Below are 14,750 nucleotides of genomic sequence, written 5' to 3' on the forward strand. Positions count from 1 at the left end.
CGGGGGCGGGGTCCGGGACCACTGCTCACCCGGTCGGCGCATGGAGTCCGCGACGGGCCGCCCCGATGTCTAGAAGGTGATCAGCCAGCCGCCCGCGCGCGCCCTCGACCTCGGCGCCGACGGGCCCGAGCGGCGCGTGGTCGCCGTCGGGTACCTGCTGACCAGCTTCGTCAGCGCCTCCGTCGCGCTGCTGCCCGTCTGGTCCGGCGTGCACGACGGCCCGGTCCTCGCCGTCGCTGCGCTCGGGGTGCTCAGCGGGCTCGGCCTGCTGCTGGTGCCCGCCTGGCCGATGGCCGGTCCCCGCACCGCCATCGTCGGCGCGGCCCTGTGCACCTCCGCCAGCGTCTACGCCGCCGACGGCTCGCCCGGGGTCGGCGTCCTCGTCGCCCTCTACTGCGCCACCGCCTCGCACATCCCCTTCCTGCGCTCGGGACGGGCCCTCGTCGCCGCCACCGCGCTGCCGTTCGCGCTGCTGCCCACCGCGCTCATCGCCTCCGGGCACCCCGGCCAGGTGCTCGGCTGGCTGCTGGTGCTGCCCGTCACGACCGTCGTCCCCGTCCTCGGCGTGCGCTCGCTGCTGCGGCTGGCCGCCCGGCGCGCCCGCCACGACGCCGGTTCCGACCTGCTCAACCGCACCGGGCTGCTCGAGAGCTGCGCCCGGCGGCTGCAGGAGGACGACGGCCTCGACGGGCGGGCGACGGTGAGCGTCGTCCACGTCGACGACCTGCGCGACCTGCGCCTGGCCCTGGGGCCCGCCGCCGCCGAGGAGGTCCTGGCCGAGTGCGCGCGCCGCGCCGCCACCCTGCCCGGGGCGGTCGTCGCCCGCATCGACCTGGACTCCCTGGCCGTCGTGCGTCCCGCCCTCCCCGGCGCTGCCGCCACGACGGGCGCCGAAGCGGGTCGCGACCTGAGCGAGGTGCTGCTCGCCCCCGTCGTCCTGGTCGGAGCCGGTCCGGGTCGGGGCCTGCAGGTGCGCCCCGACGTCTCGATCGGCGTGGCCTGCGCCCCCGAGCACGGCCGCGCCATCGAGGACCTGCTCGCCCTGGCCGACGTGGCCGCCGTGCGCGCCGCGGCCGACCAGCAGCGCGTCGCGGTCAGCGGCGGCGAGGCCGTCTTCGACGCCGACGCCCTGCGCCTGCACGCCGAGCTGCCCGCCGCCGTCGAGGCGGGCCAGCTGCGGGTGCACTACCAGCGCCTGGTCACCGCCGGCACCGGCCGCACCGTCGGCGTGGAGGCCCTCGTGCGCTGGCAGCACCCCGAACGCGGGCTGCTCGGCCCGGGCGCGTTCATCCCCCTCGCCGAACGCAGCCAGGCCATCGTCGGCCTCACCCGCTGGGTGCTGCGCACCGCCGTCGCCCAGTGCGCCGTCTGGCGCGCCGCCGGTCGTGACGTCGGGGTGTCGGTCAACGTCTCCCCGGTCGTGCTCGCCGATCCCAGCCTGGTCGAGGACGTGCGCCGGCTGATCGCCGAGCACGGGTTGGAGCGCGGCGTCCTGACCCTGGAGGTCACCGAGAGCGCGCTGCTGGCCGACCCCGCGGGTGCCGCCACCGTGCTGGCCACCCTGCGCGAGGCCGGCGCCCGCATCTCCCTGGACGACTTCGGCACCGGCTACACGTCGCTGACGATGCTGCGCCAGCTCGAGGCCGACGAGCTCAAGGTCGACCGCTCCTTCGTCGCCGCCGCCCCGCAGGCCCCCGCCGACGCCGCCATCGTCCGCACCCTGGTCGACCTCGCCCACCGGCTCTCGATGGAGGTCGTCGCCGAGGGCGTCGAGGACGCCCGCACCGCCGACCTCGTCCGCGGCCTCGGCGCCGACGTCCTCCAGGGCTTCCACTTCGCCCGCCCCGTCCCGGCGGAGGAGGTCTTCGCCGCGCTCCCCGCGCCGTCCACCGCGCTGGAGGGTGCGACCGACGGGGAGCCGGTGCCGGCCCCCCGGGGGGTCGACGAGGGGGAGCGGGTCCGTCTCGCGCACGCCGTCCTGGCCGCCACGGTCCGTTCCCAGGGTCTGCTGCGCAGCGTGACCGCGCTGGCCGCCTCCGTCTGCGGAACGCGGTTCGCCAGCTTCAACGTCGTCACCGAGGAGCACGTGCACCTGCTGGCCTCCCACGGCCACGAGCGGGACGTCGTCCCCCGCGACGGGACACCCTGCGCGTGGACGGCCCAGCAGCGCGACGTCCTCCAGTTCGACCCCTCGACCGACCCGCGCACCGCGGGCGGGGCCGCCGACCTCGCCGGGGTCCGGAACTACGTCGGAGCCCCCGTCACCGACGCCGCCGGGCGGGTGCTCGGCGTCCTCTGCGCCTACGACGACCGGCCGCTGCCCCTCACCGGCCTCCAGCGCACCCAGGTGCAGGCCCTCGCGCGCCTCGTCGCCGACCACCTCGCCGGGGTCGACGCCGCGGGTCAGCTCGACCGCGTCCACGGGCTGCTGCAGACGATGGCCGAGCTGGACGGCACGGCCGACGAGCAGCGCCTCGTGCTGGGCTTCGGGGCGGCCGTGCACGACCTGCTCGCCCCCGACTTCAGCTTCGTCGTGCGCCTCGCCTGCCCGGGCGGGCGCTGGGAGCTGCTGGGCCACCGCGGTGACGTCGACCCGGCCCTGGTCGGTCAGATCGGCTTCGACGCCGACGGGCGCAGCGCCGTGGCCCGCTCGGTCGCCACCGGGCGCCCGGTGTGGGTGCCGGACGCGGCGACGAGCACCGTCATCGCCGCCGAGCTGGCCCGCCGGGTCGGGGTGGGGTCGGTGCTGACCGTCCCCGTCGTCGCCGCCGACGGGGTGAGCCACGTGCTGTCCTGCGTGTGGCGCGAACCGCAGCAGGAGCTCAGCCCGGTCCTGCGCGACGCCGCCGTCGCGGCCGCCACCCGCACCGCGCGCCAGCTGCTCCGGACGGCGGTCCCCGTCCCGCCGGTGCCCGCGTGAGCCCCCGTCGCGGCGGGCCCGTCCTCGCCGGCGCCGGCGTCCTCGTCGTCGGGTACGTGCTGCTGCCGGGCGGGCGGGCGGAGCTGGTCGGCTACGCCGTCCTGGTCTGGTGCTCCGCGCTGGTGCTCCTCCACGCCGTCGCGACCTCCCCCGCGCTGCGTGCGTGGCGGCCGCTGGTCGCGACGCAGCTGCTCTTCGCCCTGGGGGAGAGCGTCTCCGTGGCCCAGCGCTGGGACGGTCGGGCGGCGTTCCCCACCAGCGCCGACGCGCTGTTCCTCCTCGCCCAGGTCCTGCTGTTCGTCTCGGTGCTGGGTCTGCTGCCCGCCCCGCGCGGGGGTGTGCGGCGCGGGGCGCTGCTGGACACCGTCATCGCGACCACCAGCACCGCCCTGCTCTTCGTCGTCTACACCGTGCTGCCCGCCTTCGCCGGCGAGGGGCACCTGGCCGCCCGCCTGGTCGCCGCCGCCTACCCGCTGTGCGACGTCGCCGTGGTGTTCCTGCTGCTGCGCGTCACCGGCTGGCGCAGCAGCCGGTCCCGCGCCTTCTGGCTGCTGGCCGCGGGTCTGAGCGCCAGCGTCGCCGCCGACGTCACCTTCGCCGTCCTCACCGCGGTGGGCGAGGACGGCGCCCCGCGGTGGGTGCGGGTGCTGTGGCTGGTGTTCTACGGCTGCGTCACCGCCGCCGGGCGCGACCCCTCCGCGGCCGTCCTCGGCCACCCGCCGCTCGAGCGCCGCACCGAACCGGAGCTGGTGCGGCTGCCGCTGCTGGCCGTCGCCGCGCTGCTGCCGCCCGCGGCCCTCGTCGTCGAGCACCTGCTGCCGAAGGACCAGGACCACGGGCTCACGCTGGGCCTGGCCACCCTCGTCGTCGTCGCCCTGGTCCTGGTCCGCATCGCGGACCTGCTGCGGGTCCTGCGGGGTCAGGCCGTCGTCGTGGCGCGCCAGGCGGGCACCGACCCGCTGACCGGGCTGCCCAACCGCCGCGCCTGGAACGCCGAGGTCGACCACGTCTTCACCCGCGCCGGCGGCGACCCGCGCCTGCCCCTCACCGTGGCCATCGTCGACCTCGACCACTTCAAGGCCTACAACGACGCCCACGGCCACGAGGGCGGCGACGACTTCCTCGTCGCGGTCGCCCGCGCCTGGCAGCGCACCCTGCCGGGGGTGTTCCTGGCCCGCTGGGGCGGGGAGGAGTTCACGCTGCTGCTGCCCGGGCTGGACGCCACCACCGCCGTCGCCGTGCTGCGCGCCGTGCACGAGGCCGTCCCGCACGGGCAGACCTGCTCGATCGGCGTCGCGACCTGGGACCGCTCCGAGGTCCCGCCCGCCGTCCTGGCCCGCGCCGACGCCGCGCTGTACTGGGCGAAGCGGACCGGGCGCGACCGGACGGTCGTCGCCGGGGACCACGACGCCGCCGCGTCCCCCCTGGCGAGCTGATCCCCGAGTCCACCGCCCCGACCACCCGTGATCTCGCAGGGTTTCCCACCGGGATCACGGAGCGGTGGGACGACGGACGCCGCGCACCCTCAGCGCTGCGACGGCAGCGGGGGACAGCGCACCAGCAGCGCCCCGGGCTCCACGGTCAGCGTGATGCGGAGCGCCTCGCCGATGGGGTCGCCGTCGAGCTCGACCTCCTGCGCCTCACCCGTGGTGACCTCGAAGCGACGTCCGCGCAGGTGGCGCACCCGACGCTGACCGCGCCGGTCCCGCGTCGCGATGGCCCACGCCACCTCGCCCCAGCCGATCCCGCCCCGGGGGGAGATCACCACGGCGTCCAGGTGGCCGTCGTCGATCTCGGCGTCCGGCATCAGCACCAGCTGCTTCGTGAGCTTCCCGCAGTTGCCGACGATGACCGCGCGGGTGCGGACGGCCAGGGGTTCCTCGTCGTCGACGCGGACCTGCACCTTCGCCTGCGGACCCCACAACGCCCGCGCCCCCGAGACGACGTAGGCGCCGTAGCCCAGCCGCTGCTTCAGCCGGTCCTCGACCCCGGCCATCATCGCCGCGTCGAAACCCAGCCCGGCCATCACCAGGAACAGGTACCGCTCGGGCTCGTCGTCGTGACCCGACCGGTCGACCTCCAGCCAGCCGACGTCGATCCGCTGGTCCTCCTCGGAGAACACCAGGTCCAGCGCCGCCGCGAGGTCGGTGTGCGGGACGTCCAGGTTGCGCGCCAACAGGTTCCCGGTGCCCGCCGGCAGCAACGCCATCGGCGTCGACGTCCCCGTCAACGACTCCGCCACCGCGCGGACCGTCCCGTCGCCCCCCGCCGCGAGCACGATGTCGACCCCCTCGGCCACCGCCCGCCGCGCCTGCGGACCACCGGGTTCGTCGATCGTGGTCGGCAACCACAACGGGTCCGCCCAGCCGTGGGACCGGAACACCGCCGCGACGTAGGCCTGCCGGCGCCGCAACGCGTGCTGGTCCAGGACGCTGAACTTCGTCGGGTTCACCACGATCGCGGCCCGCCGCTGCCGGGGCGGCTCGGCGTGCGGCTCGACCGCTGGGACCACCTGGGCGCGCAGAGCCCGCGTCGACCGGCGCTCGCGGGCCAGCAGCGTGAACGTCACGACGAACGCGACGGCGAGCAGGACGGCGAGGGCGCCGGTGCCGAAGAGGTCCGCCACCGTCATCCGGTCAAGCTACCTGCTCGCCGGTCCCTCCCCGCCCGGGTGGTGGTGCCCGGGTGGTGGTGTCCCGGCGCTCGCGGAACGGGGTCGGGGGTCAGGGGGGTGACCCGTTAGTGTCGAGACGTGATCGACCTGCGACTGCTGAGGGACGAACCGGACCTCGTCCGCGCGAGCCAGCGTGCCCGTGGCGAGGACGAGGGTGTCGTCGACCGGGTGCTCGACGCCGACGCGCGTCGCCGCGCCGCCATCGCCGAGTTCGAGCAGCTGCGCTCCGAGCAGAAGTCGCGCGGCAAGGAGATCGCCGCCGCGAAGGGCGAGGAGAAGCAGAAGCTCGCCGCCGCGGTGAAGCAGCTCTCCGAGCGCGTGAAGGCGGCCGACGCCGCGTCCGGCGCGGCCGGCGAGGAGTTCGAGACGCTGCTGCGCTCGATCCCCAACGTCGTCGAGGACGGTGTCCCCGCCGGTGGTGAGGACGACTACGTCGTGCTCGAGGAGATCGGGTCCCCGCCTGAACTGCCCGAGGGGCTCGACGCCTGGCGCGACCACCTCGAACTGGGCGAGAAGCTCGGTGCCATCGACATGGAACGCGGCGCCAAGGTGGCGGGTTCGCGGTTCTACTTCCTCACCGGTGTCGGTGCGCTGCTGGAACTCGCGCTGCTGAACCTGGCCGTGGCGAAGGCCGTCGGCAACGGTTTCACCCCGATGATCACCCCGACCCTGGTGAAGCCCGAGGTGATGGCGGGCACCGGGTTCCTCGGTGCGCACGCGGCCGAGGTCTACCACCTCGAGGAGGACGACCTCTACCTCACGGGGACCTCCGAGGTCGCCCTGGCGGGCTACCACGGTGACGAGATCCTCGACCTGTCGGCGGGCCCGAAGCGCTACGCCGGCTGGTCGGCCTGCTACCGCCGCGAGGCCGGTTCCTACGGCAAGGACACCCGCGGGATCATCCGCGTCCACCAGTTCCACAAGGTGGAGATGTTCTCCTACTGCCGGCCGGAGGACGCGAGCGCGGAGCACCAGCGGCTGCTCGGTTTCGAGAAGGACATGCTGGCCGCCATCGAGGTCCCCTACCGCGTGATCGACACGGCCGCAGGGGACCTCGGCTCCTCGGCGGCCCGGAAGTTCGACTGCGAGGCGTGGGTGCCGTCGCAGGGCGCGTACCGCGAACTCAGCTCCACCTCGAACTGCACGACCTTCCAGGCCCGCCGCCTCGGAGTGCGCGAACGCCTGGAGGAGGGTTCCGGGACCCGTCCCGTGGCGACGCTGAACGGCACGCTGGCCACGACCCGCTGGATCGTCGCGATCCTCGAGAACCACCAGCAGGCCGACGGTTCCGTGCGGGTCCCCGCTGCGCTGCAGCCGTACCTGGGCCTGGAGGTCCTCACCCCCGTGCGCTGAGCAACCCCCTCGGCTCCGACCAGTGCCCGCCTGCGCGCAGGTGCCCGACCACCAGGCGTTCCAACCGCGTCCGCGGTTCGACGAGGTCGAGCACCTCGCGCAGCGGCCGGCGGAACACGAACTTCGCGACCGCGCGGTCGCCCTCCTCCCCGCGCTCGACGGGCCCGAGGGCGAACCTCGCCGCGAAGCGCACGATCCCGCTGTCCGGCCCGAGGGCCGGCGGCAGCAGCGGGTCCAGCAACCACGAGGTGCAGTGGAACGCGCGGGCGCCGAGGACCTCCACGGCGCGGGCGAGGGAGTCCTCGACGGCCTCGTCGCTCAGCGGACCGGCTTCGGGGAGGTGCACGGCGTGCCCGTCGGTCCCGGCCACGCGTTCGAACTGCAACCGCCCCAGGGCGACGACGTCCGCCCGGGCCAGCCCCAGCAACCACGGCACGTCGATCCCGTCGCCGTAGGCGGCGACCTTGCGCGGGACGTCGGCCAGCGTCGCCTCCGCGGTGCCGGCGTCCAACCCGACGTGCCGGAACCGCGCCAGCACCTCCTCGTGGAGCTGGTCCAGGGCGCGCGTGAAGCGGGGGACGGGCAGGTCGAGGGCCGGTGCCTGCGGGGCGAGCAGGGCGGAGCGGACCAGCTCCACGTCGTTGTCCACGTCGCCCACCACGTCGTTCACCGCGACACCTCCGCGAGCATCGCCGCACCGCGGGCCGCAGCGGTGTCGCCGTGCAGGGCGGCGACGATCCGGGGCTGACGCACCCCCGGGAGGCGGTCCGCCAGCGCGGCGCGCAGGGGGTCCAGCAGCAGGTCACCGGCCAGTGCCAGCCCTCCGCCCACGACGAGGACCGACGGGGCGACGGTGGCGACCAGCCCGGCCAGCGCGTGCGCCAGGACGTCGACCGTCTCCCGCCAGACCTGCTGCGCCGCAGCGTCTCCGCCCCGCACCGCGGCGGCGACCTCGCGGGCACCGGCGTGGCCGGCGCGTCGGGCGGTGGCGGCCGCCGACGCCACCTCCTCCACCCAGAGCCCGCGGAAGGGTCCTTCGGTGAGGACGAGCTGGCCGATCTCGCCGGCCCACCCGCCGGCCACCAGCGGTACCCCGTCGACGAGGACCGCGGCGGCGATCCCGGTGCCGACCGGCACGAAGGCGACGACGCCGTCGGCTCCGCGGGCCGCTCCGGTCCGGGCCTCGGCGACGGCCCCGGCCCGCACGTCGTGGCTGAGGACGACCCCCGTCCCGAGCGCCGCGGTGAGCAGGGCGGCGAACGGCACGTCGGTCCAGCCCAGGTTGGTGGACAGGACGCCGATCCCGCTCGTCTCGTCGACCACCCCCGGCAGGGCGACGCCCACGGGGTCGCCGGGGCGGTGGCCCAGCCGGGCGGCGAGGTCGGCGACGGCGGAGACGACTCCCCGGCCGGTGGGGTCGGGGCGCGGCGTCGGGACCCGCTGGTCGTCGAGGACGGTCCCGTCGGCGCCCGGCCGCAGGCCCTTGACGGTGGTGCCCCCGACGTCGATGCCGATCGGCGGTGCGGGAGCGGTGCGGGTGGGTGGTGGGGTGGGGGGCATCGGCTTCTTCCCGCGAGGCCCGGCTCCGGCTCGTCGCCGTCAACGTCCAAGACCGCTGCTGATCGTTGTTGATCTCTGCGGGGTCATCTTGAGCAGGATCGTGCACCGGCGTCAATCCCCGACGTGCCATCCTGGGAGCCCCAGTGGAGGAGCCGCACATGACCGCCCAGCAGCGCCTCAACCAGGTGCTCGAGTACGTGACCGAGCGCGGGAACGTCTCCATCGCCGAGGTCGCGCAGACGCTGGGCGTCTCGACCGCCACCGTTCGCCGGGACCTGAACCTCCTCGCCGAGCAGCGCCTGGTCACCCGCACCCACGGTGGCGCGGCCGTGCTCGGCACGGGGTACGAGCTCCCGCTGCAGTACAAGATCGCCCGCCAGGCGGACGCGAAGCTGGCCATCGCCCGGGCCGTGGTCGAGCTGGTGCAGCCGGGGGACTCCGTGGGCCTGAACGGCGGCACGACGACCACCGAGGTGGCCCGGGCGCTGGGTGCGAGCGAGCGGCTGCGTCCCGGCGGGGGAGCGCCCGGGGTCACGATCGTGACGAACGCGCTGAACATCGCCTACGAGATGTCGGTGCGCGAGCACGTGAAGATCGTGGTCACAGGCGGGGTGCCGCGGCGGCAGAGCTACGAGCTGGTGGGTCCGCTGGTGGGGTCCTCGTTGCGCGACTTCAGCCTCGACCTCGCCGTCCTCGGGGTCGACGGCCTCACCGGTCGGTTCGGGGCGACGACGGTGCACGAGGGGGAGGCGGAGGCGAGCCGGCAGATCGCGGCCGTGGCCGGCCGGGTGGTCGTCGCGGCCGACGCGACGAAGCTGGGCCGCACGACCTTCGCCCGGATCTGCCCGCTGGAGCGCCTCGACGTCCTGGTGACCGACGCCCCGGTCGCGGGGGACCTCGCGGCGGAGCTGGCCGCGGCCGGCGTCGAGGTCGTCGTCGCCGGGGCCTGAGCGCCCCCGCCCCGCCGTCCCGGGGCCGCCCAGGTTGCGAGTGTGTTTCGTCTTCCGCACTCCCTGGTCCTGCCGCGTTCTGCGAGCTAGTGTCACTTCATGCTCATTTGGACCCGTTTTGCGACAAGTTCGCTCACGAGGGCGGCGTGGTGATCACCTCGGACCTCAGGGTCGCCCTCATCGGTGCCGGGGCCCGCTCCGAGATCGGTCAGCACGTGCCGGTCGTCCGTCCCGGCGCGCGCATCGTCGCGGTCGCCGACACCACCCCCGCCGGCCGGGAGCGCGCCGCGACGAGCTTCCCCGGCGCCGTCCTGCACCCCGACCACCGGGCGCTCGTCGCGGCGGGTGGCGTCGACGCGGCCATCGTCACCACCCCCGACGACACCCACGCCGCGATCGCGGTGGACCTGCTGCGCGCCGGGATCGCGGTGTACCTGGAGAAACCGCTCGCGACGACGCTCGCCGACGCCGACCGGGTGCTCCTCGCGGCCACGGAGACGGGGACCCCGCTCTACGTGGGGCACAACTTCCGGCACGCCGAGGTGGTGCGGACCATGCGGGACGTCATCGCCCGCGGGGAGATCGGCGAGGTGAAGGCCGTCTGGGTGCGCCACTTCGTCGGGCACGGCGGCGACTACTACTTCAAGGACTGGCACGCCGACCGTCGTCGCACGGGCACGCTGCTGCTCCAGAAGGCCAGCCACGACATCGACGTCATCCACCACCTGGCCGGCGGGTACACGCGCCGGGTCGTGGGCATGGGTGACCTGATGGTCTACGGCGCGATCCAGGACCGGCGGGAGCGGCCGGGGGAGACGATGCCGGACTGGTTCTCGATGGACAACTGGCCGCCGGCGGCCGCGACGGGGCTGAACCCGGTGGTGGACGTCGAGGACCTCTCCATGGTCCTCATGACGTTGGACAACGGGGTCCAGGCCAGTTACCAGCAGTGCCACTTCACCCCGGACTACTGGCGCAACTACACGGTGATCGGCACCGAGGGCCGGTTGGAGAACTTCGGGGACACCGCGGGCGGAGTGGTCCGGGTCTGGAACCGCCGTCACGAGTTCTCCGCGGCCGGGGACCGGGAGCACCCCATCGCCGGCGTCGAGAGCGGCCACGAGGACGCCGACGTCCTGACGATGGCGGAGTTCCTGGCCCACGTCGCCGACGGTTCGCCGACGGTGGTCTCCCCGGTCGCGGCGCGGGAGGCGGTGGCCGCGGGTTCGCTGGCCGCGGAGTCGCTCCGTTCCGGCTCGCTCCCGCAGACCGTCCCCGACCTCCCCGACGACGTCCGTCGCCACTTCCAGCAGCAGAACCTCGCCGAAAGGGACCCACGATGAGCACCTCCACCCTCACCCCGACCCGTCCGACGCGACGCACCACGCTGGCCGGTGCCGCCGCGGGTCTCGGCGTCCTCGTCACCGCCGCCGCCTGCGGTGGTGGCTCGGAGGACGCCCCCGGCAGCGCGGAGTACTCCGCCCCCGCGGCCGACCTCAGCGCGAAGATCACCTACGGCCTGTGGGACCAGAACCAGGTCGCCGGGCTGCAGCAGAACATCGACGCGTTCAACCAGAAGTTCCCCAACATCGACGTGGCGGTCAACGTCACCCCGTTCTCGGAGTACTGGACCAAGCTGCAGACCCAGGCCACCAGCGGCACCCTGCCCGACCTGTTCTGGATGAACGGCCCGAACTTCCAGCTCTACGCGACGAACGGGAAGATCGCCCCGATCACCGGGGCCGTGAGCGCGGGGGACATCGACCCCGCGAACTACCCGAAGGCCCTCACCGACCTCTACAGCCTCGACGACGTCCGCTACGGCGTCCCCAAGGACTTCGACACCATCGGTGTCTGGGTCAACACCGCGCTGTTCCAGCAGGCCGGTGTGCCGCTCCCGACCGCGGAGTGGACCTGGGACGAGTTCCAGGACACCGCCGTCCGCATCTCGCAGGCGCTCGGCGCCCAGGGGATCTTCGGCGCGGCTGGTGGCATGGACGGGCAGACGACGTACTACAACACCATCTTCGAGGCCGGTGGCGAGGTCGTCGCCGACGGGAAGTCCGGGTACGCCAGCACCGAGAGCGTGCAGGGCCTGACGTTCTGGGCCGACCTCATCGCCGGGGGTGGTTCGCCGACGATGCAGCAGCTGACCGACACGACGGCGGACCAGTGGTTCACCTCCGGCAAGCTCGCGATGTACTGGGGTGGCAGCTGGTTCCGCTCGGCCCTGACCGACACCGCCCTCGCCGCGAGCGTGCAGGTGCTGCCGCTGCCCAAGGGCGCCCAGCAGGTCACGGTCATCCACGGTGTCGCGAACGTGGTCGCCGCCTCCTCGAAGAACCAGCAGGCCGCACAGGCCCTGCAGGTGTTCCTCGCGAGCCAGGAGGCCCAGCGCCAGCTCGGCGCCGCCGGCGCCGTCATCCCCGCGTTCACCGGGACCCAGGACGCGTTCGCCGGATCCATGCCGGGCACCGACCTGCAGCTGTTCCTCGACGCCGTCGACCACTCCAAGCCGCTGCCCGTCAGCGCGAACACCTCGGCGTGGAACGCGCTGGAGACGGAACTGCTGCCCGACGCGTTCTCCGGCGCGAAACCCGTCGGCGAGGTGGCGAGCGACCTGGCCACGCAGATGGACCAGGTGCTCGCGGGTGAGTGACGCGGTCCGCGTCGCCGCTCGCCCGTCCCGGCGACTGCGCCGGGACGGCTGGTGGCCGTGGTTGTTCGTCGCGCCGCTCATGCTCGGGGTCACGGTGTTCTACCTGTGGCCCATCCTCCAGACGGCGTGGTACTCGTTCACGACGTTCGGGGTCTTCGGCGGGACGACGTTCTCGGGGACGGACAACTACCGGGAGCTCCTGACCGACCCGACGCTGTACCGGTCGCTGGGCAACACCCTGCTCTACACGGCGATCGTGCTGCTGAACATCCCGATCGCGGTGTACCTGGCGAGCCTGCTGAACCTCCCCGGCCTGCGGTTCGCCGCGTTCTACCGGGTCCTGTACTTCCTGCCCTACGTCGCGATGCCGACGGCGGTGGCGATGGTGTGGCGCATCATCTTCAACGGCGACTTCGGCATCCTGAACTGGGTCCTCGGCCTCGTCGGCATCGACGGCCCGTACTGGATCAGCACCCCCGGGGCGGCGATCGTCGCGGTCGCCGTCGTCGGGGTCTGGTCCTCGCTGGGCTTCTCGCTCATCGTCCTCTTCGCCGGGATGAAGAACGTCCCGCCGGAGTTGTACGAGGCGGCCCAGCTGGACGGGGCGAGCCGCCGGCGCCAGTTCCGCTCGGTGACCGTCCCGCTGCTCACGCCCAGCATCTCCTTCCTCGCCGTCGTGACCGTCATCGCCGGGTTCCAGCTCTTCGACCTCCTCTACGCGATCCTGGGCACGACGAACCCGGCTCTGCCGCGCAGCATGTCGCTGGTCTACTACTTCTACCGGGCGGGTTTCGTGGACAACGACAAGGGACTCGCGGCGGCCACGGCCATGGGGATCCTCGTGCTGGTGGCGCTGGCCACCCTCGTGCAGTTCCGGCTCCAGAAGCGGTGGGTCCACGGTGGTTGAGCAGCTGGTGCGACCCGCCCGCACCCCCACGGCGCACCGTCGGGCCCAGGCCCGGGCCCGACGCAGCCGCCAGGGCTCGCACGCCTTCGCCCACGTCGTGCTCGGGGTGGGCGCGTTCGTCATGGCGTTCCCGTTCCTCTGGCAGATCGTGATGTCGCTCTCCAGCAACGCCGAGGTCCAGAGCGTCACCCCGACGTTCTGGCCGGAGCACCTGCAGTGGGGCAACTACGCCGCCGTCTTCGACCGGCTGCCGTTCCTCGAGCAGTTCCGCACGTCGGTCGTGATCACGCTCGTCCGGGTCTCGGCCCAGATCCTGTTCTGCACGCTCGCGGGGTACGCGTTCGCCCGGATGCGCTTCCGCGGCCGGAACGTGCTGCTCGCGGCGGTCCTCTCGATCCTCATGGTGCCCTCGCAGGTGTACCTGCTCTCGCAGTACCAGATCGTCGCCGACCTCGGCCTGCTCGACAGCCTCGGTGGGCTGGTGCTGCCGGGTCTGTTCAGCGCGTTCGGCACGTTCCTCGTGCGCACGGCGTTCCTGGGCATGCCCGACGAGCTGGAGGAGGCCGCCCGCCTCGACGGGGCGAACCCGTTCCAGGTCTTCTGGCGGGTCATGCTGCCGCTGGCCCGGCCCACGATCAGCGTCCTGGCGATCACCTCGACGCTGTGGTCGTGGAACGAGCTGCTCTGGCCCCTGGTCGTCTCCACCTACAGCGAGCGGATGCCGCTGTCCGCGGGGCTGGCCACGCTCATCAGCGACCGCACGACGGACTACCCGGTGGTCATGGCCGCCAGCCTGCTGGCGATGGCGCCGGTGCTGGTGGTGTTCGTGGTGCTGCAGCGACGCGTGATCGACGGGTTGGCGAGCTCCGGGCTGAAGTGACCTTAGGCTGGAGGACGTGAGTGGTGGCCTGGAGGGCGTGCTGGTGGCGCTCGACGTCGATGGAACCGTCGTCGACCTGGACGAGGCGATGTCCGACCGGGTCCGGTCGGCCGTGCGCCGGGTGGCGGAGGCCGGTGCGCACGTCGTCGTCGCGACCGGACGCTCGCTGCACGGGACGCTGCCGGTGCTGCAGCGCCTGGGTCTGCACGACGGTTTCGCGGTGTGCTCCAACGGTGCCGTCACGGTCCAGCTCGACGCCACCGAACCGCAGGGCTACCGCGTCGTCTCGCTGCACACGTTCGACCCGTCCGGGGTGGCCGAGGCCCTGCGCGAGCACCTGCCCGCCGGGTTGTTCGCCGTCGAGGTCCTGGGGCGCGGTTTCAAGCTCACCGCGCCGTTCCCGGACGGGGAACTCACGGGGGAGATGGAGGTCGTGCCCTTCGACGACCTCTTCACCGAACCGGTCATGCGGGTCGTCGTCCGCAGCCCCGAGCACACCTCCGCGGAGTTCTCCTCGCTGGTCGAGGCGGTCGGTCTGCACGGCGTGGCCTACTCCGTCGGCTGGACGGCCTGGCTCGACCTCGCCCCCGACGGCGTGACCAAGGCCAGTGCGCTGGAGGAGGTCCGGGTGCGTCTGGACGTCGAACGCGCCGCGACCCTCGCCGTCGGCGACGGCCGCAACGACGTCGAGATGCTGCGCTGGGCCGGCCGCGGCATCGCCATGGGCAACGCCCCGGCCGAGGTCCAGGCCGCCGCCGACGCCGTCACCGGACACGTCGACGACGACGGGCTCGCGATGGTGCTCGAGGACCTCGTCACCGCGGGGTCGTCGGCGGTCTGACCCCGC

At 73.8% G+C, this 14,750-nt stretch carries 12 protein-coding genes; 9 read left to right on the forward strand and 3 right to left on the reverse strand.

The genetic code is table 11. The features are described from left to right. Nucleotides 1-76 precede the first annotated feature (76 nt). Nucleotides 77-2,920: an EAL domain-containing protein gene (locus tag ACFQ46_RS04275; RefSeq protein ID WP_380257519.1), complete on the forward strand. Its 2,844-nt coding sequence runs from the start codon at nt 77-79 to the stop codon at nt 2,918-2,920. Next, on the forward strand, nt 2,917-4,356 hold the full coding sequence (locus ACFQ46_RS04280; protein WP_380257522.1) for a diguanylate cyclase domain-containing protein: 1,440 nt from the start codon (nt 2,917-2,919) through the stop codon (nt 4,354-4,356). The genes ACFQ46_RS04275 and ACFQ46_RS04280 overlap by 4 nt, the downstream gene beginning before the upstream one ends. An 89-nt stretch (nt 4,357-4,445) precedes the next feature. Here the strand turns inward: ACFQ46_RS04280 and ACFQ46_RS04285 are convergent, their stop codons facing one another. Next, a complete protein-coding gene (locus tag ACFQ46_RS04285) occupies nt 4,446-5,552 on the reverse strand; it encodes a diacylglycerol/lipid kinase family protein (RefSeq protein WP_380257524.1) in 1,107 nt (368 codons plus the stop codon). A 120-nt stretch (nt 5,553-5,672) separates the two neighbouring features. Here ACFQ46_RS04285 and serS point away from each other — a divergent pair, with 120 nt between their 5' ends. After that, on the forward strand, nt 5,673-6,947 hold the full coding sequence (gene serS, locus ACFQ46_RS04290) for a serine--tRNA ligase (RefSeq protein WP_380257526.1): 1,275 nt from the start codon (nt 5,673-5,675) through the stop codon (nt 6,945-6,947). On the opposite strand, the gene ACFQ46_RS04295 is transcribed toward serS, so the two are convergent. Together ACFQ46_RS04295 and ACFQ46_RS04300 are read right to left on the reverse strand one after the other, a co-directional pair. After that, entirely contained in the window at nt 6,931-7,617 is a 687-nt protein-coding gene (locus ACFQ46_RS04295) for a hypothetical protein (protein ID WP_380257528.1), read from the reverse strand. The two genes, serS and ACFQ46_RS04295, sit on opposite strands and share 17 nt — an antisense overlap. Continuing rightward, nucleotides 7,614-8,507 carry an ROK family protein gene (locus ACFQ46_RS04300; RefSeq protein ID WP_380257530.1) on the reverse strand — a complete coding sequence of 298 codons (894 nt, stop codon included), beginning with the start codon at nt 8,505-8,507 and terminating at the stop codon, nt 7,614-7,616. Before ACFQ46_RS04300 ends, ACFQ46_RS04295 begins: the two co-directional genes overlap by 4 nt. Nucleotides 8,508-8,665: 158 nt before the next feature. Here ACFQ46_RS04300 and ACFQ46_RS04305 point away from each other — a divergent pair, with 158 nt between their 5' ends. The 6 genes from ACFQ46_RS04305 to ACFQ46_RS04330 all read left to right on the forward strand — a co-directional run bounded on the left by ACFQ46_RS04305 (nt 8,666) and on the right by ACFQ46_RS04330 (nt 14,744). Continuing rightward, a complete protein-coding gene (locus ACFQ46_RS04305) occupies nt 8,666-9,457 on the forward strand; it encodes a DeoR/GlpR family DNA-binding transcription regulator (protein ID WP_380257532.1) in 792 nt (263 codons plus the stop codon). A gap of 149 nt (nt 9,458-9,606) precedes the next feature. Further along, complete coding sequence (locus tag ACFQ46_RS04310) at nt 9,607-10,800, forward strand: Gfo/Idh/MocA family protein (protein WP_380258417.1); 1,194 nt, start codon at nt 9,607-9,609, stop codon at nt 10,798-10,800. Continuing rightward, nucleotides 10,797-12,116 carry an ABC transporter substrate-binding protein gene (locus ACFQ46_RS04315; protein WP_380257534.1) on the forward strand — a complete coding sequence of 440 codons (1,320 nt, stop codon included), beginning with the start codon at nt 10,797-10,799 and terminating at the stop codon, nt 12,114-12,116. Before ACFQ46_RS04310 ends, ACFQ46_RS04315 begins: the two co-directional genes overlap by 4 nt. Further along, a complete protein-coding gene (locus ACFQ46_RS04320) occupies nt 12,109-13,023 on the forward strand; it encodes a carbohydrate ABC transporter permease (RefSeq protein ID WP_380257536.1) in 915 nt (304 codons plus the stop codon). Before ACFQ46_RS04315 ends, ACFQ46_RS04320 begins: the two co-directional genes overlap by 8 nt. After that, on the forward strand, nt 13,016-13,903 hold the full coding sequence (locus tag ACFQ46_RS04325) for a carbohydrate ABC transporter permease (RefSeq protein ID WP_380257539.1): 888 nt from the start codon (nt 13,016-13,018) through the stop codon (nt 13,901-13,903). The genes ACFQ46_RS04320 and ACFQ46_RS04325 overlap by 8 nt, the downstream gene beginning before the upstream one ends. A gap of 16 nt (nt 13,904-13,919) precedes the next feature. Next, on the forward strand, nt 13,920-14,744 hold the full coding sequence (locus ACFQ46_RS04330) for an HAD family hydrolase (RefSeq protein WP_380257541.1): 825 nt from the start codon (nt 13,920-13,922) through the stop codon (nt 14,742-14,744). Nucleotides 14,745-14,750: the final 6 nt, after the last annotated feature.

This window comes from Kineococcus sp. GCM10028916 (assembly GCF_042674865.1).
Lineage (GTDB): Bacteria > Actinomycetota > Actinomycetes > Actinomycetales > Kineococcaceae > Kineococcus.

Excerpts from the sequence above, each read along its gene's own strand:
- ACFQ46_RS04285 (WP_380257524.1), bottom strand. The coding sequence starts at position 5,552 with ATGACGGTGGCGGACCTCTTCGGCACCGGCGCCCTCGCCGTCCTGCTC.
- ACFQ46_RS04300 (WP_380257530.1), bottom strand. The coding sequence starts at position 8,507 with ATGCCCCCCACCCCACCACCCACCCGCACCGCTCCCGCACCGCCGATC.
- ACFQ46_RS04305 (WP_380257532.1), top strand. The coding sequence starts at position 8,666 with ATGACCGCCCAGCAGCGCCTCAACCAGGTGCTCGAGTACGTGACCGAG.
- ACFQ46_RS04315 (WP_380257534.1), top strand. The coding sequence starts at position 10,797 with ATGAGCACCTCCACCCTCACCCCGACCCGTCCGACGCGACGCACCACG.